The following is a 26,278-nucleotide window of genomic DNA, read 5'->3' as shown; positions in this document are numbered from 1 at the left end:
GGTAAGCCCGTCACAGCTGTTAATGAGCGGCTACGCAGCGCGTAGCAAGCGGGGTGGTACCGCGGGAATCGGCAACGCTGATCCTCGTCCCTGTGGACCTGCGACACAAGGACGAAACATGACGAAGCACGGCTTCTACCCGCGCCATCGCGATGAGCAAGTGGATCCAAGCCCGTCCTTCCCTCAGATGGAAGGACAGACCCTGGCTTTCTGGGCCGCTGATGACACCTTCCGTAAATCCATTACCCGCCGTCCCGCCGGTAAGGGCGGTCAGAACGAATTCGTGTTCTACGACGGCCCGCCTTTTGCAAACGGCCTCCCGCACTACGGTCACCTCTTGACCGGCTACATCAAGGACGTTGTCGGTCGCTACCAGACCATGCTCGGACACCACGTTGAGCGCCGTTTCGGTTGGGATACCCACGGTCTGCCCGCAGAGCTTGAAGCGCAGCGTCAGCTGGGAATCGAAGACGTCACCGAAATCACGCGTCCCGGCGGAATCGGTATCGAGGCCTTCAATGCTGCCTGCCGCTCCTCCGTGCTTCGCTACACCAAGGAATGGGAAGAGTACGTTACTCGCCAGGCCCGCTGGGTCGATTTCGACAACGACTACAAGACCTTGGATATGTCTTACACAGAATCGGTCTTGTGGGCATTCAAGCAGCTTTACGATAAGGGGCTTGCCTACCAGGGTTACCGCGTTTTGCCGTACTGCTGGCATGACCGCACTCCCTTGAGCAACCATGAGCTCAAGATGGACGACGATGTGTATCAGGATCGCACTGATAACACCGTTACCGTCGGCCTGCGCTTGGAAAAGAAGCTGCGCGAAGATTCTGAGCGTCCCGAACTGGCACTGATCTGGACGACCACGCCGTGGACCCTTCCTTCGAACTCGGCGATCGCTGTGGGACCGCAGATCGACTACGCCTTGGTTCAGGTTGCACCAGATCATGAGGGTGTCCTTGCTGGCGAGCGTGTCCTGATCGCCTCGGACCTGATCAGCGCTTACGCCAAGGAACTGGGTGAAGATCCGCAGGTCGTCGCCACCTATAAGGGTTCGGAACTGGTTGGTCTGCACTACCACCCGATCTACGATTTCTTTGATACCCCCGAGCGCCGTGCAGAGGGCGGCGCGCCCGGCCCCAACGGCTGGTCGATCATCGCCGCTGACTACGTGACGACCACGGATGGTACCGGCCTTGTCCACCAGGCTCCCGCATTCGGTGAAGACGATATGTGGACCTGCATGGAATACGGTATCGGCGTGGTGCTGCCCATCGACGAGGGCGGTGTTTTCACCTCGGAGGTCCCCGATTATGAGGGCATGCAGATCTTCGATGCGAACCGCTACGTCGTGGCTGACCTGCGCGAGCAGGGGGGACCGATCGCGCGTCGCGCGCCCGAAATTCGCGCCGTGCTGGTTCGCGAAAAGTCCTACGTGCACTCCTACCCGCACTGCTGGCGCTGCCGCAAGCCGCTCATGTATAAGGCAGTGTCCTCGTGGTTCGTGCGCGTGACCGAGATCCGTGACCGCATGGTCGAACTCAACCAAGAGATCACGTGGACCCCCGCGCACATCAAGGACGGTATCTTCGGCAAGTGGCTGGAGGGCGCTCGCGACTGGTCGATTTCGCGTAACCGCTTCTGGGGCGCACCGATCCCCGTGTGGGTATCGGACGATCCGCAATACCCACGTACCGACGTTTACGGCTCGGTTGCAGAGCTGGAAGCCGACTTCGGCGTGAAGGTCACGGACTTCCACCGTCCCTTCATTGATCAGCTCACCCGCCCGAACCCGGACGACCCGACAGGCAAGTCGACGATGCGTCGTATTTCCGACGTCTTCGACTGCTGGTTTGAGTCCGGCTCCATGCCCTTCGCGCAGGTTCACTACCCGTTTGAGAACCAGGAGTGGTTCGAAAACCACTACCCGGGCGACTTCATTGTCGAGTACATCGGTCAGACGCGCGGCTGGTTCTATACGCTGCACGTCCTAGCGACTGCGCTCTTTGATCGCCCGGCCTTCCGTTCGTGCGTCTCCCACGGTATTGTTCTGGGTGACGACGGCCTGAAGATGAGCAAGTCCCTGCGCAACTACCCGGATGTGGCCGAGGTCTTCAACAAGTACGGTTCCGACGCGATGCGTTGGTTCCTTATGTCCAGCCCGGTCGTGCGCGGCGGAAACCTCATGGTCAAGGAAGAGTCGATCCGCGATACGGTTCGCCAGGTGCTCCTGCCCATTTGGAACACCTACTACTTCTTTACCCTGTACGCCGGTGCGTGCAACGGGGGAGCGGGCTACGAGGCCAAGCGCCTTGACCTATCGGATCAGGCAGTTGTCGATGCTCTGCCTCAGATGGATCGCTACCTGCTTGCTCACACGCGCTCCTTGGCTGAGGACGCTCGCGGCGCATTGGACGCCTATGACGTTGCCGGTGCCTGCGACGCGATCCGCGACTACCTGGATGTGCTGACCAACTGGTACGTGCGTACTCAGCGCCAGCGTTTCTGGGACGAGGACAGTGCAGCATTCGACGCCCTCTACACCGCCTTGGTCACCCTCATGGAGCTGGCAGCCCCCTTGCTGCCGCTGCTTTCCGAGGAGATCTGGCGCGGCCTGACGGGTGGGGAATCCGTGCACTTGGTGGACTTCCCCGTGATTTCCGAGGCCGTGGCTGACTCTGCGCTTGTCGAGGCCATGGACGAGGTTCGTTCCGTCGTCTCCGCTGCTCACGCCCTGCGTAAGACCCACCAGCTGCGCGTGCGTCAGCCTTTGGCTTCCTTGCAGGTTGTCTCTGAGCACCACAAGGAGCTGGAGCCCTTCGCGGATCTTATTGCCTCTGAAGTCAACGTCAAGTCTGTGGTGTTTGCTTCTCCTGAGACTTCTGGTTTGAGTGTGCGCACTGAGCTTTCGCTTAACCCGCGTGCCTTTGATCCGGCTGTTCGTAAGCTGACGAGCCAGCTGTTTAAGGCTCAGAAGTCCGGTGAGTGGGAGGTTGTGGACGGTGAGTGCCGCTTCGCTTCCGTTGAGTTGGATGGGAAGCCGCTGGTGTTGACCGGTGACATGTTCTCCGTTTCCACTTCTGTGGACGCCGCCGAGGGCCAGGTTGCAGATGTTCTGCCCTCAGGCACCTTCGTTGTGCTCGATACGGAGCTGACCCCTGAGCTTGAGGCCGAGGGCTACGCTCGCGATGTCGTTCGCGCCGTCCAGGATGAGCGTAAGAATGCTGGCCTGCACATTGCGGACCGCATCGACCTGACGCTGACGGTTCCGGCTGAGCATGTGAGCGATGTCGAGACTTGGAAGGACATGATTGCTTCCGAGACTCTGGCATTGTCCCTGTCGGTTGAGGCAGGGGAGAAGCTCGCTGTGAGCGTCTCCAAGCACTGAGTCTGAGCGCTTTCAATCGGTCAAATCCGCGGGGTGGGCCACACATCTGTGTGGCCCACCCCCCTTTGCGCATCATTGCGGTGTGCTTTATCCAACCGCGTCGACAGCTTCTTTCGCTGTCTTTAGGCCAACGCCGGTGCGGTCTCGGTAGGCCTTGACGGCTTCGAGCTTGCGTCCATCGAGCACCAGTGCGCGTTCAGATGGGCTCAGTGCTAGGTCGATGGTTTCTCCGGAGGCTTTTAAGAGTCGTTCGAGGTGTGCAACTCGCTCCTTCAAACGCTCATTTTCTTCGCGCAGCTCTTCGAACTCGCGTGCATCCCCAATCCAGATACTCATATGTGCCCTCCTTTGGGCTGTGCCTTTGTGATACGGGTGATTCTATCAAGGACCTCATCTGCAAAGAAAGCATTATTGTGTGCCAGATAACAGAGTTATAACGTTTTATGAAAACGTTTTAACTCGCCTCGGTGCACGCGCTACAGTATCGACATGGCCTCACGGGTCCGACTTGTCGACGTTGCGAGAAACGCTGGAGTTTCACCGACTACCGCTTCACTCATCCTCAGCGGTAGTCGCGCAGACGCGTTCGCTTCCGCGACCCAAAAGAAGGTTCACGAGGCCGCCCGAAGCCTTGGCTACACTCGTTCAATCCTTGGCTCTTCCCTAAAATCGGGTGCCACGCGCACAATCTGCTTTTTCTACACCCCTCCCATGGACCGCTTCGTCGAGAGATTCCAACTGCACGCGAGCGCGCGCCTCGAAGAAGAAAACCTCCACCTAGTGTCGATCCCCGTGCGCATCGGCGAAGAACAACAGATCGTCAACGCCCTGTCGTGCGGCCTCTACGACAGTGCCTGCCTCGCCTGCAATCCCACCAGTGCCGAGGCCCTCATGGACTTACTCCCCACGCCGCCTATTCCCACCATGATCTTTGGCACCCTCCCGCCAAACCCCTCCTACATCGGGGTAACCATTGACGAAACCGCGGGGATTAGGCAGGCTCTCAGTGGCCTCGTCAAGGGAGGAGCGAAGAAGATCGCCTATCTCACCCAGCGCCGTAGCGCCGACGAACTTGAAAACGAACCGCGCTGGCACGCATACACCAAATTCCTCAGCGATTCACACCTGGGTACCCCTGAAATTTTGGCGTACACAGAGGGGAGCATCCCCTCCGCTTTCCAGTGCGCCACCACGATTTTCACCGGTCGAGATCCCCTTCCCGATGCGGTGTATTGCGATTCTGATCGAGTTGCCATTGGCGCAGTCCTTGCAGCAACTCAATGCGGAATCGCAATTCCCGATGACCTCCAAATCATCGGCACAGGCGCCTCCGTCGATGGTGGCGACCTTCACCCCGCACTATCCACAATCGGCCTCGACAACCAAGACCTGGATAGTGCGGTCACTCTACTGTCCACACTCAGCGGTGAAGAACCGGAGTCGACAACGCTGACACTTCGGTGGCACTACATGCCCCGAGGGACGACGCACTAAACGAGAAAGAACATAAGGAGCGCAATGATGCGACACAGCTCTTCTAAGCGGCTCAGCCGCACTCTGTCGGTATGCGCGGCTTTTGCCATGGCCGCTTCTCTTGCCGCGTGCTCAACTCCCGGTGGAGTTGGACAACAGTCCTCTGACTCCTCGAGCGAATCCTCGCAGTCGCTGGGAATCCAGGGCGATCGCACCGGTAAGGAAATCCTGATCTACATGTCGGCTGGCCGCGATTACAAGGCCTACACCGACACCTTCGCGGCCTTCGAGAAGGAACACAACGTCAAGATCAATGTCCAGTACTACCAGTGGGGCGACCTGCAGCAAAAGCTCACCGCTGACTTCCTCTCCGGCCAGACCCCTGACCTCGTCGAAGAAAACGGCGGATGGTGGTCCACTCGCTGGGGCGCAGACGGCAACATCATGTCCCTGGATCCCTTCCTCCAGAAGGAATCCGGATTCCTCGATGACTTCGTCGAGTCTGGCCTTGCAAACCGTCAAGCCGACGGCAAGACCTACGGCATTCCTCTCCACGTGACCATGGGCGGCCTCGTCTTTGGTAACAAGGAAATGATGGACAAAGCCGGCGTGACCATGCCCAAGACTTGGGACGAACTGCGCGAAGCCTCCAAGAAGATCCAGGAATCCGGCGTTGAGTACGGTCTGGCACTCAACAACGATGCCTCCTACACCGTTCCATTCCTCATGCAGGCCGGAGTCACCTTCACCAAGGACGGCAACGAACCCATGACCCCCGCAGCCAAGGCAACCGAAGCCATGCAGTTCCAGTACGACCTGATCTACAAGGACAAGCTGGCCCCGGTTCCTGTTGCCTCGAATGACTACGCCGCACCGCGTAAGGTTTTCACCTCCAAGCGAGCAGGCTTCATCCTCACCGGTCCCTGGGATATCTCAGCAGTGCGCAAGGAAGATCCGAACTTCCCGCTGACAGTTGGTGAACCCCTCAAGGGTGATGTCCAGAAGACCTACCTGGCTGGCTCGGGCATGATGATCCCCTCGAAGTCGCAGAACGCAGAGCTCGCATGGCAGCTCATCAAGGATATGACCAGCCTCAAGGTCCAAGAAGCCGTCACCGCTGAGACCGGAATGGCAATGTCGCGTAAGTCCTGGGCGAACTCTGACGTTGTGAAGAACGATCCGATTCTCTCCGTCGTCGCTAAGTCGCGTGAATTTGCCGCGACCCCCGACAAGGCATTCTGGGGTAACGAAAATGCTGCAAAGATCTCGGACGCCCGCAAGGTGATGTACGAAGAGATCATCCTCAATGGAAAGGACCCGGCTGCTCAGGTCCAGACCTACGAGACCACGGTTGCAGGACTCCTGAAGCAGTAACTCATGTCCGTCTCGTCTCGGAGCCGGGGGCGTCGGGGAGGGATGCGCGCACGCCAAGCGCGTACCGCGTATCTCTTCCTGACCCCCGCGGTCATCTACTTCGTTCTCTTCATGTTCTGGCCGCTGATCCAGGAATTTCAGCTGTCCTTCACGCGCGGCTTTACAACGCTGCGCCCCGTGGGATGGAAGAACTATTCCTCGATCATCCGTGACCCCGAAGTCCAACATGCCTTCGGAATCACCCTGATCTACGCGGCCTCGGCACTGATTTTGGGTGCGTGCGTGGGCTTGCTCCTCGCGCTCATCCTCAACCAGAAATTCCGTGGGCGCACTCTTGCGCGCACGATGATCCTGACCCCCTACATGACCTCGGTGGCCATCGTTGGCTTGATGTGGCGCAATATCTTGGACCCGACGACGGGTATCTTGAACTCGGTGCTCTCCAGCCTGCACCTTCCCACCCAGCAGTGGCTCACCACCGCACCGCTGGCAACCCTTGTCGGGATTACCGTGTGGCAAGAAGCCGGCTACTTCATGCTTCTTTTCCTGGCTGGCTTGCAGGGCATCGATCCTCAGATTTACGAGGCCGCGCGCCTCGATGGTGCATCCCCTTGGAAGCGCTTCTGGTCCTTGACCCTTCCTCTCCTCGCCCCGACGACGCTCTTCGTCGGTCTGGTTGGAATGATTTCAACCCTCCAGCAATTCGGCCTACCGTACTTGGTGACCAATGGCGGGCCTGGAAACGCCACGAGCTTGTACGTCTACCAGGTGTACCGTGAGACCTTCCAGAGTGGAAACCTGGGCTACGCATCTGCCATGAGCTTCGCATTCTTGGCAGTCATTATGGTTTTGTCCCTGATCCAGATTCGGACGGGACGAAGGAAAGAGGCACTATGATGTGCGTACCTACCCCGCCCCCGGCCTCGGCAGTCATCAAAAAGAAGAAGAGCATCGCTGAGGATGAACTCTTCCCGGGAGCACGCCTGATTTCGCTGATTTTCATTTGGATTGCCGCAGCGATCGCTGTTGCCCCGCTGCTGTACATGATCTCTTTGGCTTTCCAATCCGATGCGGAAGTTTCCGGTGGATCAGCGGTCTTGATCCCCGCGAAGTGGCAATGGGAGAACATCGGCAGGCTCTTTGCAGCCGCCCCCTTTGGTCGTTTCCTCTTCAACTCGATCCTGGTCGCCGGGCTGATCACCTGCTCGCACATCGTTTTCGCGCCGCTGGTCGGATACGTTTTTGCGAAGTTTGAATTCCCGGGCAAACAGGTCTTCTTCATTGCGATCTTGTCGACCATGATGATCCCGCTCTTCGTGCGTATGATCCCGCTGTATGTGTGGTTCTCGCAGATCGGGTGGCTTGATACCTATCAGGGTCTGGTCATGCCATTCCTCATGAGCGCTTTCTCGATCTTCCTCATGCGCCAGTTCATTGCGGGCGTTCCCGACTCTTTGATCGAGGCGGCTCGCGTGGACGGAGCAAATGAACTGCGGATCTACCGTTCGATTGTTCTCCCGCAGTGCAAACCCGCACTGACGGTCCTGGGATTGTTCACCTTTGTTTTCCAGATGAATGAATTCTTGTGGCCTTTGATTGCGACCAGCTCGCTGGAGATGCGAACAATTACTATTGGACTATCAATCTTTAAGAGTGAATCTTTCACCGCTTGGAACCTGACGGCAATGGGATCTCTCATGCTGTTTATCCCCGTGTGCTTGCTCTTCGTCCTCACGCAGAAGCACATCGTTCAGGGCATCGCGATGACGGGTATCAAGTAGGAGTTACCGTGAGTGAGAACCATCCGAATATCGTCCTCATTGCCGTTGATCAATGGAGGGGGGATTGCCTGTCGATTCTGGGACACCCCGATGTGCGCACCCCCTATCTTGATCAGCTAGCTGGGGGAGGAGTGCAGATGACGCAGGCCTATGCGGCGTGCCCCACCTGTGTTCCTTCTCGGATGGGACTCATGACCGGAACCGCCCCAACCACGCACCGCCGGATCGGCTATCAGGACGGAATTACTTTCGATATGCCGGTTACGCTTCCCGGGGCGCTTCGCGATGCCGGGTACCAGACTCAAGCAATCGGCAAGATGCACTACTGGCCAGAGCGCGGTCGCATTGGTTTTGATGATGTCATTTTGCACGATGGCTATCTTCACTACTCGCGTCACCGCGAGCGCGATTGCCGGATGTACGACGACTACCTGACATGGCTGCGTGAGCAAGAAGGCGCGGGTGCCGCAGAGGATTACATCGATAATGGCCTCGAATGTAATTCGATGGTTGCACGTCCCTGGGATAAGGCGGAAAAACTGCACCCCACGAATTGGGTCGTCACCGAGGCAACTCAGTGGCTCTACCGGCGCGACCCCACCTGTCCTTTCTTCCTCTACCTATCCTTCCATCGTCCGCACGCTCCGCTTGATCCGCCGCAGTGGGCTTTTGATAGCTACGACCAGGACGACCTCACTCTTCCGGGCGAGGACAATTGGTCGGATGAATTGATGAGTGAAGAGAGACGGGATTGGGACCCGACCGCACTCGCTGCCCACTATCGTGAACGGGACGTGCGGCTCGCGCGCGCCGGCTACTACGGGCACATGACACACATTGATTCCCAGATTTCAAGGTTTATCCAGACGCTCGGTGAGTTCGGACTAGCCGAGAACACGGTGATCGCTTTTATCTCCGATCACGGGGATATGATGGGCGATCACGGACTGTGGCGAAAAGGTTACCCTTACGAGGCCTCCTCACACGTTCCCTTCATCTTGTACGGTGCGGGGATCGCTCCCGGCACGCGCGTGGACAGTGTGGTTGAGATCCGCGACGTGATGCCGACACTGCTGGACGTTGCTGGCGTGGAGATTCCTGAGGAAGTTGAGGGCCGCTCTGTCCTTCCCTTGATTGCCGAGGCCGACGATGAAGTTCCGTGGAGAGAGTACCTTCACGGCGAGCATTACTTGTTTGACCAATCGATACAGTGGATTCGTTTCGGAGCCTACAAGTATGTGTGGTTCTCCGGTTGGGGAATCGAACAGCTCTTCAACCTCGATGAAGACCCCGAAGAATTGGTTGACCTGTGCAAACTTTCCGCTGATGCGCGAAGCACTGAAGATAGCGAGGCACTTACTCGCGGAAGAAACTACCTGATCGCCGAACTCGAAGGACGCGAAGAAGGATATGTGTCTGAGGGACATTTAGTTTCCGGACGCGAGGCCGTGAAGGTTCTGACGCATTCCTATCCGCTTCGCGAAGAAGCACGTTAGGACTACAACCAACCCGCTGCCCGCGCCAAGGATGCGGCCTCTGCGCGGGTACGTGCCTCCATCTTGAGCATCGCTGAGGAGACATGGTTACGCACGGTTCCTTGACTCAGTCCCAGCGCGTGGGCGATGTCGGAGATCGTACCGCCGCGCTCAACTTCGCGTAGAACGTCTGCCTCACGCGGGGTGAGTGATGATGAACCGCTTGAGAGTGCCTCCACTGCAAGACTCTGGTCAATCGCACGACCGCCTGCTGCGACTGTGCGTACGCCCTCGGCCAAAGCTTCGACAGGTGCGTTCTTCACCATGAAGCCCGTTGCCCCCGCATCGAGGGCACGTTGCAAGTAACCCGGCCGGCCGAATGTCGTGACAATCAGTACGCGTACCCCGGGGAAACGGGCGCGAATTGCTTCGGTTGTCGTGATGCCGTCCATGTGAGGCATTTCGATGTCGACAATTGCGACATCGGCGGGAGAGGCTGGGCGTGCAGAACTCGTCGGTTTTGCGTCGAGCGAAGCGTCTTGCGTTGCTAGACGAGTCAGTTCCTCAAGAGCCTGCACTCCATCGGCGGCCTGAGCGACTACCTCGATGTCACGCTCCAAGTTGAGCAGCCCCGCCAAAGCTCCCCGAATCATTGCCTGATCGTCGGCCACAAGCACACGAATTGTCACGCTCACCTCCTGCGTAGCCATCTGGGCTACTAGGTTAGCGCAGTTGGGGGCGCTATTCCTTGCGCTGGTTCACCGTATCGGAGGATGGGTCCTCTTCGCCGAGAGGCATAGAGGGGAAAGTGAGGGAAATCGTCCACGTATGTCCCGATGCGCCCCAGGTCAAGGTTCCCTCATCACCGACGAGCTCGGATAGCCCAACGAGGCCTGATCCCGATCCTGCTGTAGAAGCGGCGTAGGCGGCAGAATAACCGTCATTCCAGACACTGACACCCTCTGGAGATAAATGAATACGGACGAGGGAAGGGTGAGCGTGAAGGAGAGCATTCGTGACTCCCTCGCGAATGACATGGGCTGCAGCCGCCGAGCGCGGTCCCGACGCAGGCTCCCCATCGTTTGTGATCTCGGCATCAATGCGTGCGACCTCGAGCAAAGATCGTGCCTCTTGGAGCTCCTCGGAGGGGGATAGTGCGCGCGTGGCCGCAACGATGCGGCGAACGTCAGCCAAGGCCTCGTTTGATTGAGCAGTAACTGAACGGATTTGTTCACGCGCTTCCTCGTTGTGTCCCTCGTCCAAAAGACGACCGGCCAATTCAGAAATCATCGTGATGCCCATCAACGAGTGACCCAAGATATCGTGCAGGTCAGTGCTCATGCGCGCTCGCTCAGCTGCCTTTGCGCGCTGGATTGCATCTTGGCGGCGTAGACGTTCGCGAGTCGAGCGCTCCATACGCCAGCGAGCCATGCCCACAAAGATGCCAACCAACGCTAGGTAACACCCCGCCCACAGGGGCTCACCCTCCGCGTAAGCAAATACTCCAGCGATCGCAACGATTGGGACGATCCCTGCGATCACGTAGCGGCTTGGTGCTTGGAACACCCAAGCAACCAGGAAAAAGGAGGTCAACATGAAGGCGTAGGGGACACCGATACGGACTGCGTAGACGAGGTAGGCCAGCGTTGCGAGCGCCAGTGCCGCGTGGGAGAGGGCGAACGGCCTCGTGAAGGAGTTGCGGGCGGGCAGGGGATTGGTCAGCCACGTCGCCGAGTTAGCGATCGCGAGGAAAAGGCACAGTCCGATGATGCTCGCGCGCTGCATTGAGGAAGGTAATTCCATGGCGTAGGCAAGGGGAAAGCCTAAGAACAGCATCCACGGGGCTGCCCACGCCAGGGAAATTAAACGTTCCTTCATGGCAATAGCCTAGCGAGCCGTGTCGTGGGACGCGCCCCACCAGGCAATTCCAGCCGTAATAACCGCCCACCCGGCGATGTTGAGCCAGGCGGATGTCGGCATTGTTACGGTTCCGGCGACCGCATAGACCGCCTGCACGGCGCCGTACAGGGGAGTGAAGGGTGCGATCTGTGAGACGAAGGGCGGCAGCTGGTCGAGCGGGATGAACATGCCTGACACGAAGGCGCCCATGAGCATGACGAAAGCGGAGGCGCTGTAGGCGTTCTCGCCCTTGATTGTGTATCCGCAGGCAAGGCCAATGAGCGCACCCAAGGCCGAGAGAGCAACGACGACGAGCCCGCTGATGATCCAGGCACTCGTCTCCATCTGCGAACCGGTCGCAAGCCCCACGCTGAAGCAGATGAGCGCGATGAAAGCGCTCAGTGCCACGAGGGCAGTCAATCGAACCAGCAGGATGACCCACGGCTGGATGGGGGTCAGGGCGTACATGCGTGAGATGCCGGTCGTGCGTTCAACGGAGAGTGTTGCGCCAAGAGATCCACCCACCAGGATGACGCCGTAGGTGGTCATCATGACGACCATGGCAGCGGCGAGGTTCCCGCGTCCGGTCTGTGTGGTGCGCGCGGCCTCGGTCATGCCGAACATCGCGTACATGAACAGCGGGATGGCCAGTGCGAAGGCCATATTCCACGGATTGAGGATGTGAGAGAGGAAAGTCGAGATCCACAGTTTCCCAGCCCCCTTGAAGGGGGAGGGGACGGGATGGTCGGTGGATCGTACAGGTGCTTGGGTGGTCATGATGCCTTCTTCTTGTGTCGTGTCTGCGTTCGTGGGGCGACGCTCACTCTGCGTCCGCGTGTGAGGTGATGCGCTCGAAAACGTCTTCAAGGTCTTCGTTGTCTGCGACGACTTGCTCGGTCGGCGCGTCGAGGAGCACACGTCCCTCATCGATAATGACGATGCGGTCTGCGTCCTTGCGGGCCTCCGTGAGGTAGTGCGTGGCGAAGAGGAGGGTGCGACCTTCTGCGGCTTCGGCGCGCATTGTCTCCCAGAATGCGCGGCGGGCGAGCGCGTCCATTCCCGCGGTCGGCTCGTCGAGGATGAGGAAGTCCGGGTTGCCCGCCAGTGCCAGGGCGAGGCGTACACGCTGGCGCTCGCCTCCAGAGAGCTTGTCGATCGGACGTTTGGCCAACTGAGTGAGTTTTGTGCGTTCAAGGAGTTCGTCAGTGGGGATCGGGTTGGCGTGCATTGAGGCCACCAGATCGATGGTGTAGCCGACCCTGCCGTCTCGAGGCATTGAGCCAGTTTGGAGCATTGCTCCGACGAGGGAACGGCGCACGGCCTCACGTGGACTCATTCCGTAGACGCTGATCTCACCCGAAGTTGGTGTGGCCAAGCCAAGGACGATGTCGAGGAAAGTGCTCTTGCCTGCGCCGTTAACGCCGAGGATCGCAACGATTTCGCCGGGCATCAGGGTGAGGTTGACTCCTCGCAGTGCCTCGACGGGGCCGAAAGACTGGTGGATGTTGGTCGCCTGCAGAGCAGGGGCTGCTTCTGTATTCATGGTTCAAGTGTGTGCGCCCATGAATGAGGCCAGAAGTGTCCTTTGATGCAGGAGTCCCCATGACAAATGTCATGGGGACTCCTGCGCGGATAACACGCCTACTAGGGATGCTCAGAGCTCGTCGGGTCTTTGGATGAATATCCTAGGGCTGAGGTTTTTCGTCGAAGATGATCTCTTCTGTTATCCAGACATCGCTCCAGCGAGGGTGAGTTATTTTGCACTGCGCGTAGTACTTTTGGTTTCCTTCGAAAACATTCATGTACACGCTGTAGTAAGCCATTCCCTTATCGTCTGCGGTCTTTCTGATGGAACGTTTAGAGGTAAGGCTAATATTTCGTTGGAGGTTCTCTTTAAGTGCACGACTGCACTGTTGCTCGACAATCGCTTCTTCGTCTGCATCAGTGCTTTCGTAATGAGGCTGAGTCGCGGAAACTGACGGTGCCACAGAATTTGAGGGCGTTGGTCTTGATGTTTCTTGCACAGAAGGTGATGGGGCAAATGGAAAGCTACGCCACAAGAAAAAGACAGCGGTTATCGCGATGATGACGAGTGCAACCCAGATTATGACAGGCTTCTTTGTCGGGGACTTTGCCGGTTCTGGATGCGGAGATTGTTGTGCTTGGCCGTATCTTTTGAGCGGAGCGTAAGTTTCGACATGTGGAAGATGTGGAGATGCCTGAGGAACGGGGGAGTCGGCGGAAGGCATGAGACTAGGCATGGGTGATCCTGACAACAGGAGTAGGTGTCGGTGAAGAACTATCCGAGATTGTTGGAGTCGGCAAAGGAGTGGGGTCAATTTTCACGTTGGTCGTGTCAAACGAAAAACTGATGCTTTGGACTTCTTTACTCAACACGGCTGTGCAAGTCACGTCATAGGTTTGCACAGCTTCTGTTCCAATGGATCCTGAGACTATTCCGGTCATCATGTATTGAGTGCCGGCTGAGCCATATGGTCCGAGCTTCGTAATGTTCAGTGCTCGGATGCCTACCAGTGAGAAGCCGGGAGTATTCTTGATCTCCATGCTGCACCGGCTAACAACTTGTCTCCCAATCGATTCTCCTACTGGTTGTTCAGGGGAGGAAGACGGTGAGGAAGTTGCGCTCAATGAGCTTGGTCCCGGTGTTGGAACCGGTGAGGCTCCCCGCGTGGAGGAATGCCACAGGAAGAAGCCAATAATCAGTGCAAGCACTATCGCAACTGCAATCCACACAATTGCTTTACCTTGGGGGTTTCGCGGTTTTAGCTGCGTAGAGTGAGGCGTCTGCTGCTCCGTATACTGCCCATGCAGTAGTATCGGTCTGCTACCCTGCGGGAGCGGTGAAGCTTCTTGCCCAGCCGGGTATCCGGATTGCACGGTGGAATCAGGCATGCGTCCCTCGTTCATTGCTGCGGATTCGGGTCGACAAAGGCTTTGATCTCATATGAGTCACTTGCCTTCACGTGAGTAGCTGTGCACTTCATGTGGAAAAGGGCCGACGAAAAATCGGTATCTTCCTTGTACTTTCGTTCTGCATGTACCGTTCCGTCAACCTCGTATTCTTCATCGCCGTTGTCGCGTGTTCCGGTTTTCTTGAGATAATCCGTAGAGACAGCCTTGGATTGGTAATCATCGCGGAGAGACTGAGCGGCTGCACTCGAACACTTGAAAGTAATCATCAGCCATGTCTTTTCATCGATACCGTCATCTCGGTTCTTCGTCGTTGGTGTCGGGGTGGGGAAGAATGATTGAGACGCGGCGGGAAGCAGGGTGAGATCGACTGCCCCGTCAACGTTGAAAGTATCGCTGGCCTCGACATAAGTGACAGGGCAGGTGATTTCGTACCTGCTTTGGACTGAGGATCCCTTGGCATAGCCCGTCACCGTGGCGGTGTAGGTGTACTTCACCTTCCCGGCGGTATTTTTATCGGTAATTCTGAGCGTTTTGGTTTTGATCTGGAGGAGGAGGTCCATCTTTCCGGATGTCTGTGACGCATTGGCGCATTTACTTTGGACCTTCTCAATAGTGTCTTCATCGATGCCATCGTCAATAGGATGGGGTGGAATCCAGTCGGGGAGAGACGCTGACGGTAATGGAACCGATGATGACGTGCTTGGAGTCGGTGCTGGTTGAACCTTCTGAGTGGAACTATTGCGCCACATGAAGAAGACAACAATCAACGCCAAAATGGTGAGAGCTGCGATCCACGTAACGATTGGTCCCTTAGCGATGTTTTCTCTTGGAAGCTCATCGTGAGGAGGCATTGGCAGCTGCTGCTCGTCCTCGGATGTCCGATATTCTCCATCCTGAGGAACAAATGGAGTTCCTTGGGGAGCGGAATCTCCCGAATTTGGGGTGAAATCAGACATGCGCTCTCCTTTCTGTGAGCAGGATGCAAATTGACAGCGCCGATGTCCTTCCTAGCAAGATCACTTCTCGCCGTGGAACGAAAAATGCCCCTCACTCAATCGGATCTGTCCCAATCGATGAATCCTCTGTCTTCCACAGGTCATCATCTTTTACATGGACGACCGTGCAGCGAGCCTCATACTTAGTTTGTCCTTCGAAGGCATGGCCCTTGACGTTATATTGCTGGTCACCATTCGAACGCGTTTCGCCGATCTGAATTTCGTCGACAAAGACGACGTTAATGGGGCGAGTGCTGTTCAGTTTGGCAGTGATCGAACAAGATTTTTCAATGAGCATCGCAGTTTTGTCATCGATTCCCTCGTGGCGAGTTTTAGATGGGCTTGGTGAGGAAGATTTTGCCGTGGGAGATTTTGACGCAGTCGTTGAAGTCTTGGGTTTGGGTGAAGGAGAAGTCGGCTTGGGTGTCGGCGTGGAAGAAGTGGGAACGGGTGTGGGGGAAGAAATAGACGGAGTGGGCGCGGGCGAAACGCTCGTGCTCGAAGACCTCCACAGGAAGAAGGCAAGAAGGAGTACAAGAACCGCAACTACTGCGATCCACACGTATAGAGGGCCTTTGTTGAATGATGAGCGAGGCGCAGGCGGATATGGTCCTTGTTGAGGCTGGAAACCTCCCTGTGGTGCCTGATACTGGCCTTGAGGATATGGAGCTTGGGGATAAGAACCTTGGGGAGTGTACCCGCCGCCGTAGGGTTGGGGGCTTGGGGATCCTGGTGCCGGAGTGAAGTTAGACATCGAATAATTCTCTTTTACTACTACAGATGGCGGACATAGCTTATCTAGTTACTCCCCTTGCAGATCCTAGGGGAGTAACTAGATAAGCTCCTATTTGACGGGATTTTCGTGCACAGTGATCTCTTCCGTCGCCCAGATTTCACTCCACCTGGGGTGAGCGACCTTGCACTCAAGAAGGTACTGAGTATCGCCTTTATATCCGAAGACCGAAACATCGAAACTCATGTCTCCATTTGGAGTCTCAGACCGATACATGTCATCGACTTCGGTTCGGTCGTACTTCTGGTCAACATACTGTTTAATGGCATCGGTGCAGCTCTTCTCAACGAGAATTGCCGTGTTGTAGTCGATGTCGGGGAAACGGGTAGGTGTCGGCTTAGCAGAAGTCTTTTTCTTCGTTGGAGAAGCTGAGTGCGACGCGCTTGTCGTTGATTCGCTTGGAACGGGTGCCGCGGACGTCGGCGTAGGAGTCGGCGGTACCTGAGGCGTGAAACTGCGCCACAAGAAAAAGACAGCGACCAACGCCAGGACCGCAACAATCGCAACCCAGATCATGACCGGACCTTTATTAACTGGCGGCTTTGGAGGAGCAGGATACGGGGATTGCTGGGGCTGGTATTGTCCCTGGAACGGCGGGTAAGCGCCGTCTTGTGGAAACTGTGGTGCTCCCTGGGGTTGAGGGTATTCGGGGTAAGGCGTGAAATCACTCATGGGGTCTTCTTAACAACAGGCGTCGGAGTTGAACTATCTGAGACAGCGGGGGTTGACACAGGCGTGGGCTCAATCTCGACGCTGGTGGTATCGAAGACAAAGCCAACCCCGGCCGCTGCTGGATCGTCTGCCACAACGGCGGTACACGTCATTCGATAGGTTTCTATGGCATCGGATCCGTTTGATCCCGAAACTAGGCCGGTCATCATGTATTGAGTGCCGACATCACCGTAGCGTCCGATTTCTTTGATCGTCAGCGCCCTAATTCCCTCAAACTTGGGGAAGCGAGGGGTGTTTAACACGCCGATCCTACAGTTAGCAACCACATCATGTCCGATGAAGTCATCAACTTTTTCTCCGGTGTCAGAAGAAGCAGTGGCGTTCGATGATGGTGATACCGGGGTCGGAGTCGGAGATGCTCCCGGAGTTAAAGCTCGCCAGGCGAAGAAAGCTGCGACCGCAAGAAGAGCGATGACAACTGAAATCCAGACAATGAGCTTGATGCTGCGCTTTGGAGTTGCCGGCAGTGGGTTCGGCGTTTGCGGAGAGGGATATTGTCCCTGAGGCGGTGGATACACGCTTCCTTGGGGGAACTGCGGGCTACCTTGGGGAGCCGGGTAGCCCGGGGTGGGGGAGAAATCAGACATGAGTTCCTCGTTCATTGGATCGGATTCGGGTCAATCTCTGCCTTCACGTCATATGAATCATCTGCCTTCATATGAGTAGCGGTGCACTTCATTTGGAAGAGGCTTGAAGAGAAATCGGTAGATTCCTTGTACTTACGTTCTGCATGAACTTTTCCAGTCAGCTCGTACTCCTCGTTGCCATTACTCAACGTCGCGGTTTTCTTGAGGTAATCGATTGACACTGCCATGACTTTGTAATCGTCACGAATAGATTGCGTGGAAGCGTTTGAGCACTTTTCAAAGATGATCATCCATGTTTTCTCATCGATGTCATCATCGTGGAACTTCCTAGTCGGTGTCGGAGCCGGCGAAGAAGATTGTGAAGGATCGGCAAGCGGCGTAAGACCCACATCTCCTACAACAATGAACGTGTTACTTGATTGAGTGTGAACAACGCTGCAGACGATCTCGAAGCTGCTCGTTGAAGATGAACCCTTTGCGTAGCCGGTCAAGGTGCCCGTGTACGTGTACTTCATGTCGCCGTTGCCGAACTTTCCTTCAAAGTGCACTGACTTTGTTTTAATCTCCTTGACGGCGTCCACCTTCCCAGACTTGGTAGCCTCGCTCCAGCACGCACCGCGGCTCCCCGAAATGGTTTCTTCATCGATCCCATCATCGACGGACTGTGAAGGGTTCGGATTGGGGGTGGCAGATGAGAAAGACGAGGGATCAGGGGCACTTGGACTTGGCGACGGTGAGGTACCGCGGCCGGACGTGTGCCACAAGAAAAAGACAACAACCAATGCAAGAACGGTCAGTACCGCAATCCATGCGATGATCGGCCCCTTTGAACTGGGGTTCTTCTCAGGTTCGACATACGGAGCTTGAGGAGCCTGATAAGGAGCTTGTGGCTGCGGGTAGGCTCCGCCTTGAGGGATCACAGGAGGGCCCTGGGGAGCTGGGTATCCGGAATTTGGTGGAAAATCAGACATAAGCTCCTCGCACATCTCCCTCGTTTAACGATTAAGTGGTCTCAGTCTACGTTCCAGCACGCATCTGGGTGAAATCTCTTCCTTCCCATCCACGCAACGATACCCACAAACGCGGCGCCCCCATGGCCTCGTCGATAGAATAGGCCCAGCTCAACTTAGGGAGGACTCATGACCGGGGAATCATTCTTCGCGCATCATTCACATGACGAGGCAGAGCAAGCCGCTCCCGCTTCGCAAGAAGAGCAGCGTCCGGGGACAATTCCAGCTGACCTCATTCCCTACCTCGAAGAAGCTGACCGCGTCGACGAAGAGGACTTCGATAATGAGTCAGCAGATAGTGAGCCCGACGAACGCGATCTTGCCCTCGAGGCGCTGGCGCTGAACTCGATGCTCCTAGGCCCAGACCCGTCAATCCTCGCTGAGCTTGAAGGCGACTACTCCCAGTGGGGAGAAGATTGGGAAGAAGAACTTGCTGAGCGGCGCGCAGAAGACGCACACCGCGAAGCTTTGACGGATGCTGCCCATAGTGCTCGGATGGAAGCGCGCGTTGAGGAAATCTACCAAGAAATCATCGCGAGGGTCCCCGAACATCAGGTTCAACCGACCTTGGATCGTGTGAAAGAAACGCTCGATATCTTGGGTGATCCCCAAAATAGCTATCCCAGCGTGCACATCACCGGCACCAATGGAAAGACCTCAACAACGCGCATGATCGATGCGCTTCTGGCGGCAAGCGGCGTGCGAACCGGACGATTCACCTCTCCGCACCTCGTTGATGTCCGCGAGAGAATCACCATCGAACAAGAATCGATCTCTGCAGAAGAATTCGTGCGCACATGGGACGATATTGCTCCCTATATCGAAATGGTCGACCGTGCCCACGCCGAAATAGATGGAACCCGACTGTCATTTTTTGAAGTCTTCACGGTTATGGCTTTTGCAGCCTTTGCTGACCACCCCGTTGACGCTGCCGTCGTCGAAGTTGGAATGGGAGGCAGATGGGACGCGACGAACGTTATTGATGCTGGAGTCAGCGTCATCATGCCCATTGCGATCGACCATGAAAAGTGGCTCGGATCGACCATTCGTGAGATCGCAGAAGAAAAGGCAGGAATCATCAAGCCCGGTCAGATCGTGATCGTTGCCCGCCAAGAGGAAGAAGCCTTGCGGGTGATCGAAGAGCGTGCGGCCAGCGTCGATGCAATTGTTCGCCTTGAAGGTCGAGACTTTGAAGTCCTTGATCGTCAGCTTGGGGTCGGTGGGCAAATGATTACCGTCCGCACCCCTGCAGCGGTCTATGAGGACGTTTTCGTTCCCCTATTTGGTAGCTACCAGGCGAATAATGCTGCAGCTGCGATCGCAGCCGTCGAGGCCTTCATGGGCGGGCGTGCGCTGGATGCTCGCCTTGTCGAGGCCGGGATGCTTGCCGCTACTTCACCGGGGCGCCTTCAAGTTGTGCGCCACTCGCCGACGATTATTGTGGACGCCGCGCACAATCCTGCCGGTGCACACACCCTGGGTGAATCCATTTCCGAGGCCTTCGACTTTGAGCGCATCGTCGGCGTCTATTCGGGGATGGGGGATAAGGATATCGAAGGAGTACTCGGCGAGGTTGAGCCCTATCTTGATTCCCTCGTGGTCACACAGATGCCCGGAGTGCGCGCAAAACCCGCCGAAGAAATCGCCGAAATCGCGCGCGATGTTTTCGGGGAAGACCGCGTGGAAGTCCACGAGGATATCCTCGAAGCAATTGCCGCTGCCGTTAACCTTGGCGAGGCCGGGGATGAGAGTGCCCCCGCAACCGGCGTTGTCGTTTTTGGCTCGGTCCTCTTAGCTGGGGAAGTCCTGCGTCTCATGGGAATTCGCCCCTAGTAATTTCACTGCGAGCATGGCATGATTTTGAGTAAATCCAGCTCAGGGGGTAGATAGGGTTGACTCACTCGCGCACAGAGCTTGCCGTGAGCTCATCACCCTCTGTTCCTGTCGCCGTGATATCTGGTGGTGGCGGGGGACATGAACCCATGGATTCGGGCTTCCTTGGCCAAGGGATGCTCAGTGGCTGCGCGACCGGAGAACACTTTACTGCGCCTTCTGCCACGGATATTGCTCAGCTCCTCACTCGAATGATCGAAGAGACCCCTGCGGAAGAAGTCCTTGCTATCGTCAAGAACTACACCGGGGATGTGCTCAATTTTCAACTGGCAGTGGAGCTTCTTGAAGACACGGGCGTTGCCTGCACGCTGGTATACGTTCATGACGACCTGGCAACTCGCGGGGTTTCGCAAGGAGCGCGCGGGATTGCAGGCACACTCCTTTACGAGAAAATTCTTGGTGCCGGTGCATCGCTTGCAATGACAAGCGAGGAGCTCGGCCAGGTTGCAGCCGAAATTGAACAGACGATCGTCAGCTATGGGATTTGTTTCCGTGCCCCTACAACGCCCGACGGAAAGCTCTCCTTCGATCTTGCCAAGGGGCATGCCGAAATGGGAGTTGGAATCCATGGAGAAAAGGGCGTTTCAACGCTTTCGTATTCGGCGCGCTCCGAGGTCATTTTTCTAGCTGTTCAGGAAGTTTTTAGCCAACTTCCTCCAGGCAGCGAAGAAGTGATCGCTCTGGTGAATAACTTGGGGTCTGCCCCTGAGGAAGACCTGAAATATGCGTGCTCCGCAATAGAAGAATATGCACGTTGCACTGGCGAAACTATCGCTCGTATGAAGAGTGGGCTTTTTGTCACCAGTGACGATATGGACGGTCTGTCGCTGACCTTAATGCGCGCGCGTCCGGATATCCTTGCCCTTTATGATGCTCCGACCCTTGCCCCCGCATGGAGTGAATGAAATGAACACCATCAACACACAGTGGTTTACCCAGTGGATGCGCCTGTGCGCAGCCTCCTTGCTTCGCGAAGAAGAACGCCTGACCGAACTTGACCGTCAAATCGGTGACGGTGACCACGGTACGAACATCACACGTGGTTTCACCCAGGTTGAGAACGCCCTCGCAGATTCCGAGTGGAATTCGCTGTGCGAAGGACTCACCTTGGTTGCGAAGACTCTGATGACTCATGTTGGGGGAGCCTCCGGGCCCCTATACGGCACTGGTTTTCTCAGAGGTGGCCGTGCCCTTGCACAGAATTCAGATTGTCCGGACAATGAGGCGATCGCAGTCTTGTATGAGGCTATTGCCGAAGGAATTTCACAGCGCGGTAATGCAAGTGCTGGCGATAAAACCATGCTCGACGCATGGCTTCCCGCGGCCCAAATCGCACGAGAATTGGCCTCGCAAGGAAAAAACGTTAACGAGGTACTGCAAGCTGCTGCGCATGCCGCACAGCGTGGAGCTGCACTGACCGAGGGGATGAAGGCGCTCAAAGGACGTGCGTCTTATCTTGGAGAACGCTCGATCGGACACGTGGATCCGGGGGCTGTTTCTTCAGCAATCATCATCATGCAGGCAGCCCGCGCTGCCGCCGACGATTAGGACATAACAATGGCGTGTGTTGCATTCGTGATCATCTCGCACAGTCAGGAACTTGCTGAAGGCGTTGTTGAACTTGCCTCTCAAATGGCTCCCGACATCCATTTCGAGATTGCTGCGGGGGAGGATACTGGCGGTTTAGGCACGTCTATGAGCAAGGTCGAAGATGCCCTTGATCGAGCGCTCGCACGCATTCATAAACCCGGTAGCGACTCGTGTCGGCGCGGTGTGCTTCTTCTGACAGACTTGGGTTCTTCGACCATGGTCGCCCAGACCGTCCTTGAGCTACGCGGTAACCCGAAAGATTGCATGTGCGTGACTGCCCCCTTGGTCGAGGGGACGGTTGCTGCTGCGGTCGCAGCCCACGGTGGTAGCGGGCTTGCCCAAGTCGCGGTTGCTGCCTGTCAAAGCGCCATTGACTTGGCGGAGCGCGCCCGCACTGAAATTGCGCAAATCACGAGTGTTGTTCTGGAGCCATCTTCTTCCCGAGTTTTTGAAATTACCTCGCAGCAGATTCTTGAAGAAGAAATGACAGTCAGTGACCCTGCTGGCCTGCATGCCCGTCCTGCTGCACTTCTTGTCCGAGCTCTTGCTCCAATGGATGCGCAGGTCTGGATCAATGATGTTGATGCCTCCTCTGTTTTGGAGCTCATGTCCTTGGGGGTTCGCCAGGGCCAGCACATCCATGTCCGCGCGCAGGGCCTCGAGCGCGAAGAAGCAATGCGATGCGTCCGGGAAATGCTCCAAGGACACGGAAGTTGATCGAAATTCTGCTGAATATCTTCAGGAAGCTTTAGGCTTAGATTCGTGCACCTTAAAACACTTTCACTGAGAGGATTCAAATCCTTCGCAAGTGCAACGACTCTACGCCTGGAACCCGGGATTACCTGTGTGGTTGGTCCGAATGGTTCTGGAAAGTCCAATGTCGTCGACGCTTTAGCGTGGGTGATGGGGGAGCAAGGTGCAAAAACGCTTCGCGGCGCGAATATGGCCGACGTCATCTTTGCCGGAACATCAGGTCGCGCACCCTTGGGACGAGCGCAGGTCGACTTAACCATCGACAACAGTGACGGTCTCCTTCCCATCGACTACTCCGAAGTCACCATCAGTCGCACTCTTTTCCGAGGCGGTGGCAGCGAATACGCAATTAATGGAACGCCGGCCAGGCTCCTGGATATCCAAGAATTGCTTTCTGATACCGGTATGGGCCGTCAAATGCACGTCATTGTCGGGCAAGGTCAGCTTGACACGATCTTGTCGTCAACGCCGGAAGAACGCCGCGGTTTCATTGAAGAGGCTGCGGGGGTTCTCAAGCACCGCAGGCGAAAAGAACGCGCATTGAAAAAACTTGGGGATATGGATCAAAACTTGGTCCGGGTCCTCGACCTCACTTCAGAAATCGAGCGTCAGCTGCGTCCTCTTGCGCGCCAAGCGAAGATCGCACGTCGAGCCTCGCTCATTCAAGCGCGTGTACGCGACGCAAAAGCGCGTCTTCTTGCCGATGATCTGGTGATTGCTCGAGATCGGCTTCAGCGCGGATCTGATGATGCTGACGTCCAGCATGAGCGCCTAGCACACCTGCAAGAAGAAGAAACACTCAGAAGCGCCGATATTCGACGCCTGGAAGAAGAAGAGCGCCTCCGGCACCCGCAGGTCGCACAGGCAATGGAAGAATGGCAATCGCTCACCGCAATTGCCCAGCGTCTCGATGCCACCATGACGATCGCACGCGAGCGCGTGTTGACTCATTCCCAACCGGAATTGGCCCCTCAAACCGAAGACCCCGCATCCTTGGATGAACGCGCGCAAGCCGCCAGCCACGAGGATGCACAGATTCTTCAACGAGTTCAAAGCGCCCAGAGTCGAGTCGACGAGGCTCTTCGTCTTCGCGGCGAAGCCGAACGCCTCGATGACGAGGCCCAGCGTGCTTTGGCACAAGCAAACCGACTTCTCGCCGACTATCGCGAGGCCAGTGCGCGCCTCAGTGCGGGTCTTGCCTCGGCATCGTCACGCTTTGATGCCGCCCAGGCGGAAGCAAAGCGCGCAAAGACCCAGGTAGACGCGGCCCGAGAGCGTGAGGCGAAGGCCGCTCAGGAGGCGCAAGCCTATTCGGAAGATCATCCCAGCAACGATTCACTCGCCTCGAAAGCACTCAACGCTGCACAAAAAACTCGAGAAGAAGCACGCGAGAAGGTTGATGCGCTGCTTGCACTTGAACGCGACGCGCGAGCTGAACGCGCGCGTTGGGAAGCGCGCCGCGATGCGCTCGCTCAAACTCTCACTCCCAGCGACGGTACTGCCTCGTTTATGGAAGCCAAGGGATCGATGGGTGATCTGCCCAGTTGCGTCCATGTCGATGCCGGGTATGAGAATGCAATTGCTCAGCTGCTTTTCCCCTTCTCAGACGCGTTGGTGATGGATACACACGAGCACGCGTGGGAGAACGTTCGCGATGCCGACGAGCGTGGCCAGGGACAAGTCCGTTTCCTCATCGCAGATTGCGCGGCGACTAACCGCAAGCCGGCCCCACTTGAGGGAATTCCGGGCAAATGGGCCAGAGACGCCGTCACCTCGGAGCGTTTTTCTGCTCTTCTTGATGTGCTCCTTGACGGTGCGTGGGTGTCGCAGACCATTGAAGAAGCACGAATCGCTATTGCCCGCCCAGAAATTGAGTGCGTGGCAACTGTGCGCGGGGACCTCGTGACGAATTCATCCGTGCTGGTAGCGGGGGAAGAGAGCGCTTCGCCCCTTGCCTTGCGGGCACAGTACGAGGAAGCAGCGGCGGCTGCCGCGGAAGCATTAAAGCGGGAAAGTGATGCTCAAGAGCAACTGAGTGAAGCCAACGCTGCTCTGGACCAAGCTGTGCGTGGAGCAAATGATGCACTCAAGGCGCTTCGTGAAGAGGACGCGCGTCAAGCGAAGATCGCACAGGAGGCGGCTCGCGTTCACAGCGGCGCTCGTGCCGCTCACGCGGAAACAACGCGTGCCGAAGAGACCCTGAAACGCGCCGAAGAACAACTTGAGCACGCGCGCATTGCCCACGAAAATGCGCAGGAACGTGCGCGAACCGGCGCACTTGAAGCTCCCGATGTTGATCTCGAGGCCGCGACTCGCCTCGCCGAAGAACGCGCAGCTGCAGCGCGCGCGGCGCGGGAAGAAGAGACGCAGGCGCGCCTTGCTTTGCGTGCAGCAGAAGAAGAATCACGAGGCGCAGCCTCGCGCGCCCGTAATCTTCGACAGGCCGCTGCCCGTAGCCGCGAGGAAAGAATTGCCTACCAGCGCAGGGAAGAGCGACGTAAGCGTGAACTTGCACGTGCTCAAAGCGTTCTAGAAGAGGCACAGCGGGGCTTCGAATATGCGCAAAGGGCAGTTGCCGCAGCAAAGGGACGCCGCGACGCCATCGAAGTGGCGCGGCGTGAAGATTCGGAGAAACTCGCGGGAGTTCGCGCTCAACTCGATGCCGTTCGCGCTCAAATTTCTGAGCTCACTCTTGCCTCCCAACAGGCTCAGATTCTGCGCGCGGAATTACGGATGCGTGTCGAGCAACTTGAGGGGCGTTCTTTGGAGGAAATCTCCATGGACGCAGATGACCTCATCGAACACTATGGCCCGCATAACCTAGTCCCCATCCTCACCGAGGACGCACTCAACCAGGTCAGCCCAGAGGACGTTGATTCGAATGAGGAAGGACTGCCTGCCCAAGAAACAGAAGATTCTGTGCCTTCACGGCCCTATGTGCGCGAAGAACAGGTCAAGGTCCTTGACCAAGCCCTCAAAGAACTCGAGAAACTGGGCCGTGTCAATCCTCTTGCTTTGGAAGAACATGCGGCTTTGGCTAAGCGGCACGAATTCCTCGTCGCCCAAGTACACGACCTCAAAAAATCTAAGGCAGATCTTCTCCATATCGTCGAAGATGTTGATCGCCTGGTTCAAGAAGCCTTCGAAGATGCATGGAAGGACACAGCGAAGCACTTTGAACACACTTTCAATGTTCTCTTCCCAGGTGGAGAGGGCCATCTTGTCTTGACTGATCCCGATTCGATGCTCGATACGGGGATCGAAATTGAGGCCCGACCTGCCGGCAAGAAAGTCAAACGCCTCTCGCTCCTCTCTGGCGGCGAGCGTTCTCTTGCTGCCTTAGCTTTCCTCGTTGCGATCTTTAAGGCTCGCCCCTCTCCCTTCTATGTGATGGACGAGGTTGAGGCAGCCCTAGATGACATTAATCTCTCGCGCTTGCTGGAGATCTTCAAAGAATTGCGCGCGACCTCGCAGCTGATTGTGATTACGCACCAGAAGCGAACAATGGAAATCGCTGACGCTCTGTACGGCGTCACCATGAGGGACGGTGTGACTCGCGTGGTCTCTCAACGCCTGAATGAATAGGGCGTGCACT

The 26,278-nt window shown here is 56.8% G+C and carries 23 protein-coding genes; 12 read left to right on the top strand and 11 right to left on the bottom strand.

Features of this window, described 5'->3' with window-relative positions; all coding sequences use genetic code 11:
* Positions 1-118: 118 nt before the first annotated feature.
* Positions 119-3,394 carry an isoleucine--tRNA ligase gene (ileS, locus tag BQ8011_RS07400; RefSeq protein WP_072456018.1) on the top strand — a complete coding sequence of 1,092 codons (3,276 nt, stop codon included), beginning with the start codon at positions 119-121 and terminating at the stop codon, positions 3,392-3,394.
* Positions 3,395-3,481: 87 nt separating this feature from the next.
* On the opposite strand, the gene BQ8011_RS07395 is transcribed toward ileS, so the two are convergent.
* Positions 3,482-3,730, bottom strand: coding sequence for a hypothetical protein (locus tag BQ8011_RS07395; RefSeq protein WP_072456016.1), 249 nt, complete (start codon positions 3,728-3,730; stop codon positions 3,482-3,484).
* A 153-nt stretch (positions 3,731-3,883) separates the two neighbouring features.
* Between BQ8011_RS07395 and BQ8011_RS07390 the strand changes: the two genes are divergently transcribed.
* The 5 genes from BQ8011_RS07390 to BQ8011_RS07370 are packed head-to-tail and all read left to right on the top strand — an operon-like array spanning position 3,884 to position 9,518.
* Positions 3,884-4,888 (top strand): LacI family DNA-binding transcriptional regulator, encoded by a 1,005-nt coding sequence (locus BQ8011_RS07390; RefSeq protein ID WP_072456014.1) that lies wholly within the window; start codon positions 3,884-3,886, stop codon positions 4,886-4,888.
* Between the two features lie 24 nt (positions 4,889-4,912).
* Positions 4,913-6,241 (top strand): ABC transporter substrate-binding protein, encoded by a 1,329-nt coding sequence (locus BQ8011_RS07385; protein WP_231945295.1) that lies wholly within the window; start codon positions 4,913-4,915, stop codon positions 6,239-6,241.
* 42 nt (positions 6,242-6,283) lie between these two features.
* Entirely contained in the window at positions 6,284-7,138 is an 855-nt protein-coding gene (locus BQ8011_RS07380) for a carbohydrate ABC transporter permease (protein ID WP_019127097.1), read from the top strand.
* Positions 7,135-8,022: a carbohydrate ABC transporter permease gene (locus tag BQ8011_RS07375; RefSeq protein ID WP_072456012.1), complete on the top strand. Its 888-nt coding sequence runs from the start codon at positions 7,135-7,137 to the stop codon at positions 8,020-8,022. The genes BQ8011_RS07380 and BQ8011_RS07375 overlap by 4 nt, the downstream gene beginning before the upstream one ends.
* 8 nt (positions 8,023-8,030) lie before the next feature.
* On the top strand, positions 8,031-9,518 hold the full coding sequence (locus tag BQ8011_RS07370) for an arylsulfatase (protein ID WP_072456010.1): 1,488 nt from the start codon (positions 8,031-8,033) through the stop codon (positions 9,516-9,518).
* A gap of 2 nt (positions 9,519-9,520) precedes the next feature.
* Here BQ8011_RS07370 and BQ8011_RS07365 read toward each other — a convergent pair whose 3' ends face one another.
* The 7 genes from BQ8011_RS07365 to BQ8011_RS07335 form a co-directional block, all read right to left on the bottom strand.
* Entirely contained in the window at positions 9,521-10,186 is a 666-nt protein-coding gene (locus BQ8011_RS07365; RefSeq protein ID WP_072457739.1) for a response regulator transcription factor, read from the bottom strand.
* A gap of 52 nt (positions 10,187-10,238) precedes the next feature.
* Entirely contained in the window at positions 10,239-11,375 is a 1,137-nt protein-coding gene (locus tag BQ8011_RS07360; protein ID WP_072456008.1) for a sensor histidine kinase, read from the bottom strand.
* Positions 11,376-11,384: 9 nt separating this feature from the next.
* Positions 11,385-12,173: an ABC transporter permease gene (locus BQ8011_RS07355; protein WP_072456006.1), complete on the bottom strand. Its 789-nt coding sequence runs from the start codon at positions 12,171-12,173 to the stop codon at positions 11,385-11,387.
* A gap of 43 nt (positions 12,174-12,216) precedes the next feature.
* The gene (locus BQ8011_RS07350; RefSeq protein WP_072456004.1) at positions 12,217-12,939 is read right to left on the bottom strand and encodes an ABC transporter ATP-binding protein; all 723 of its coding nucleotides are present in this window, start codon (positions 12,937-12,939) and stop codon (positions 12,217-12,219) included.
* A gap of 142 nt (positions 12,940-13,081) precedes the next feature.
* Positions 13,082-13,657, bottom strand: a complete 576-nt coding sequence (locus BQ8011_RS09025; RefSeq protein ID WP_157884992.1) for a hypothetical protein — start codon at positions 13,655-13,657, stop codon at positions 13,082-13,084.
* Between the two features lie 663 nt (positions 13,658-14,320).
* Positions 14,321-15,286: a hypothetical protein gene (locus BQ8011_RS07340; RefSeq protein WP_034501542.1), complete on the bottom strand. Its 966-nt coding sequence runs from the start codon at positions 15,284-15,286 to the stop codon at positions 14,321-14,323.
* A gap of 91 nt (positions 15,287-15,377) precedes the next feature.
* The gene (locus BQ8011_RS07335; protein ID WP_034501541.1) at positions 15,378-15,623 is read right to left on the bottom strand and encodes a hypothetical protein; all 246 of its coding nucleotides are present in this window, start codon (positions 15,621-15,623) and stop codon (positions 15,378-15,380) included.
* On the opposite strand from BQ8011_RS07335, the gene BQ8011_RS09020 reads away from it, so the two are divergent.
* Positions 15,616-15,945, top strand: coding sequence for a hypothetical protein (locus tag BQ8011_RS09020; protein ID WP_157884991.1), 330 nt, complete (start codon positions 15,616-15,618; stop codon positions 15,943-15,945). The genes BQ8011_RS07335 and BQ8011_RS09020 overlap by 8 nt on opposite strands.
* A 224-nt stretch (positions 15,946-16,169) precedes the next feature.
* Here the strand turns inward: BQ8011_RS09020 and BQ8011_RS07325 are convergent, their stop codons facing one another.
* The 3 genes from BQ8011_RS07325 to BQ8011_RS07315 are packed head-to-tail and all read right to left on the bottom strand — an operon-like array spanning position 16,170 to position 18,408.
* Positions 16,170-16,790 carry a hypothetical protein gene (locus tag BQ8011_RS07325; RefSeq protein WP_157884990.1) on the bottom strand — a complete coding sequence of 207 codons (621 nt, stop codon included), beginning with the start codon at positions 16,788-16,790 and terminating at the stop codon, positions 16,170-16,172.
* The gene (locus tag BQ8011_RS07320) at positions 16,787-17,452 is read right to left on the bottom strand and encodes a DUF3824 domain-containing protein (RefSeq protein ID WP_034501538.1); all 666 of its coding nucleotides are present in this window, start codon (positions 17,450-17,452) and stop codon (positions 16,787-16,789) included. Before BQ8011_RS07320 ends, BQ8011_RS07325 begins: the two co-directional genes overlap by 4 nt.
* The gene (locus BQ8011_RS07315; RefSeq protein WP_034501537.1) at positions 17,449-18,408 is read right to left on the bottom strand and encodes a hypothetical protein; all 960 of its coding nucleotides are present in this window, start codon (positions 18,406-18,408) and stop codon (positions 17,449-17,451) included. The genes BQ8011_RS07320 and BQ8011_RS07315 overlap by 4 nt, the downstream gene beginning before the upstream one ends.
* A gap of 168 nt (positions 18,409-18,576) precedes the next feature.
* Here BQ8011_RS07315 and BQ8011_RS07310 point away from each other — a divergent pair, with 168 nt between their 5' ends.
* The 5 genes from BQ8011_RS07310 to smc all read left to right on the top strand — a co-directional run bounded on the left by BQ8011_RS07310 (position 18,577) and on the right by smc (position 26,268).
* Positions 18,577-20,280: a bifunctional folylpolyglutamate synthase/dihydrofolate synthase gene (locus tag BQ8011_RS07310; protein ID WP_072456002.1), complete on the top strand. Its 1,704-nt coding sequence runs from the start codon at positions 18,577-18,579 to the stop codon at positions 20,278-20,280.
* Positions 20,281-20,366: 86 nt separating this feature from the next.
* Positions 20,367-21,245: a dihydroxyacetone kinase subunit DhaK gene (locus BQ8011_RS07305; RefSeq protein ID WP_072457737.1), complete on the top strand. Its 879-nt coding sequence runs from the start codon at positions 20,367-20,369 to the stop codon at positions 21,243-21,245.
* A gap of 1 nt (position 21,246) precedes the next feature.
* Entirely contained in the window at positions 21,247-21,888 is a 642-nt protein-coding gene (gene dhaL / locus BQ8011_RS07300) for a dihydroxyacetone kinase subunit DhaL (protein WP_072456000.1), read from the top strand.
* 9 nt (positions 21,889-21,897) lie between these two features.
* Entirely contained in the window at positions 21,898-22,647 is a 750-nt protein-coding gene (locus tag BQ8011_RS07295; protein WP_072455998.1) for an HPr family phosphocarrier protein, read from the top strand.
* 45 nt (positions 22,648-22,692) lie between these two features.
* Positions 22,693-26,268: a chromosome segregation protein SMC gene (gene smc / locus BQ8011_RS07290; protein ID WP_072455996.1), complete on the top strand. Its 3,576-nt coding sequence runs from the start codon at positions 22,693-22,695 to the stop codon at positions 26,266-26,268.
* Positions 26,269-26,278: the final 10 nt, after the last annotated feature.

Origin of the sequence: Actinomyces marseillensis (assembly GCF_900155605.1) — a bacterium.
GTDB classification, from domain to species: Bacteria; Actinomycetota; Actinomycetes; order Actinomycetales; family Actinomycetaceae; genus Pauljensenia; species Pauljensenia marseillensis.
The sequence above is the reverse complement of the archived record's forward strand: the minus strand, read 5'-3'. Positions and strand labels throughout refer to the sequence as shown.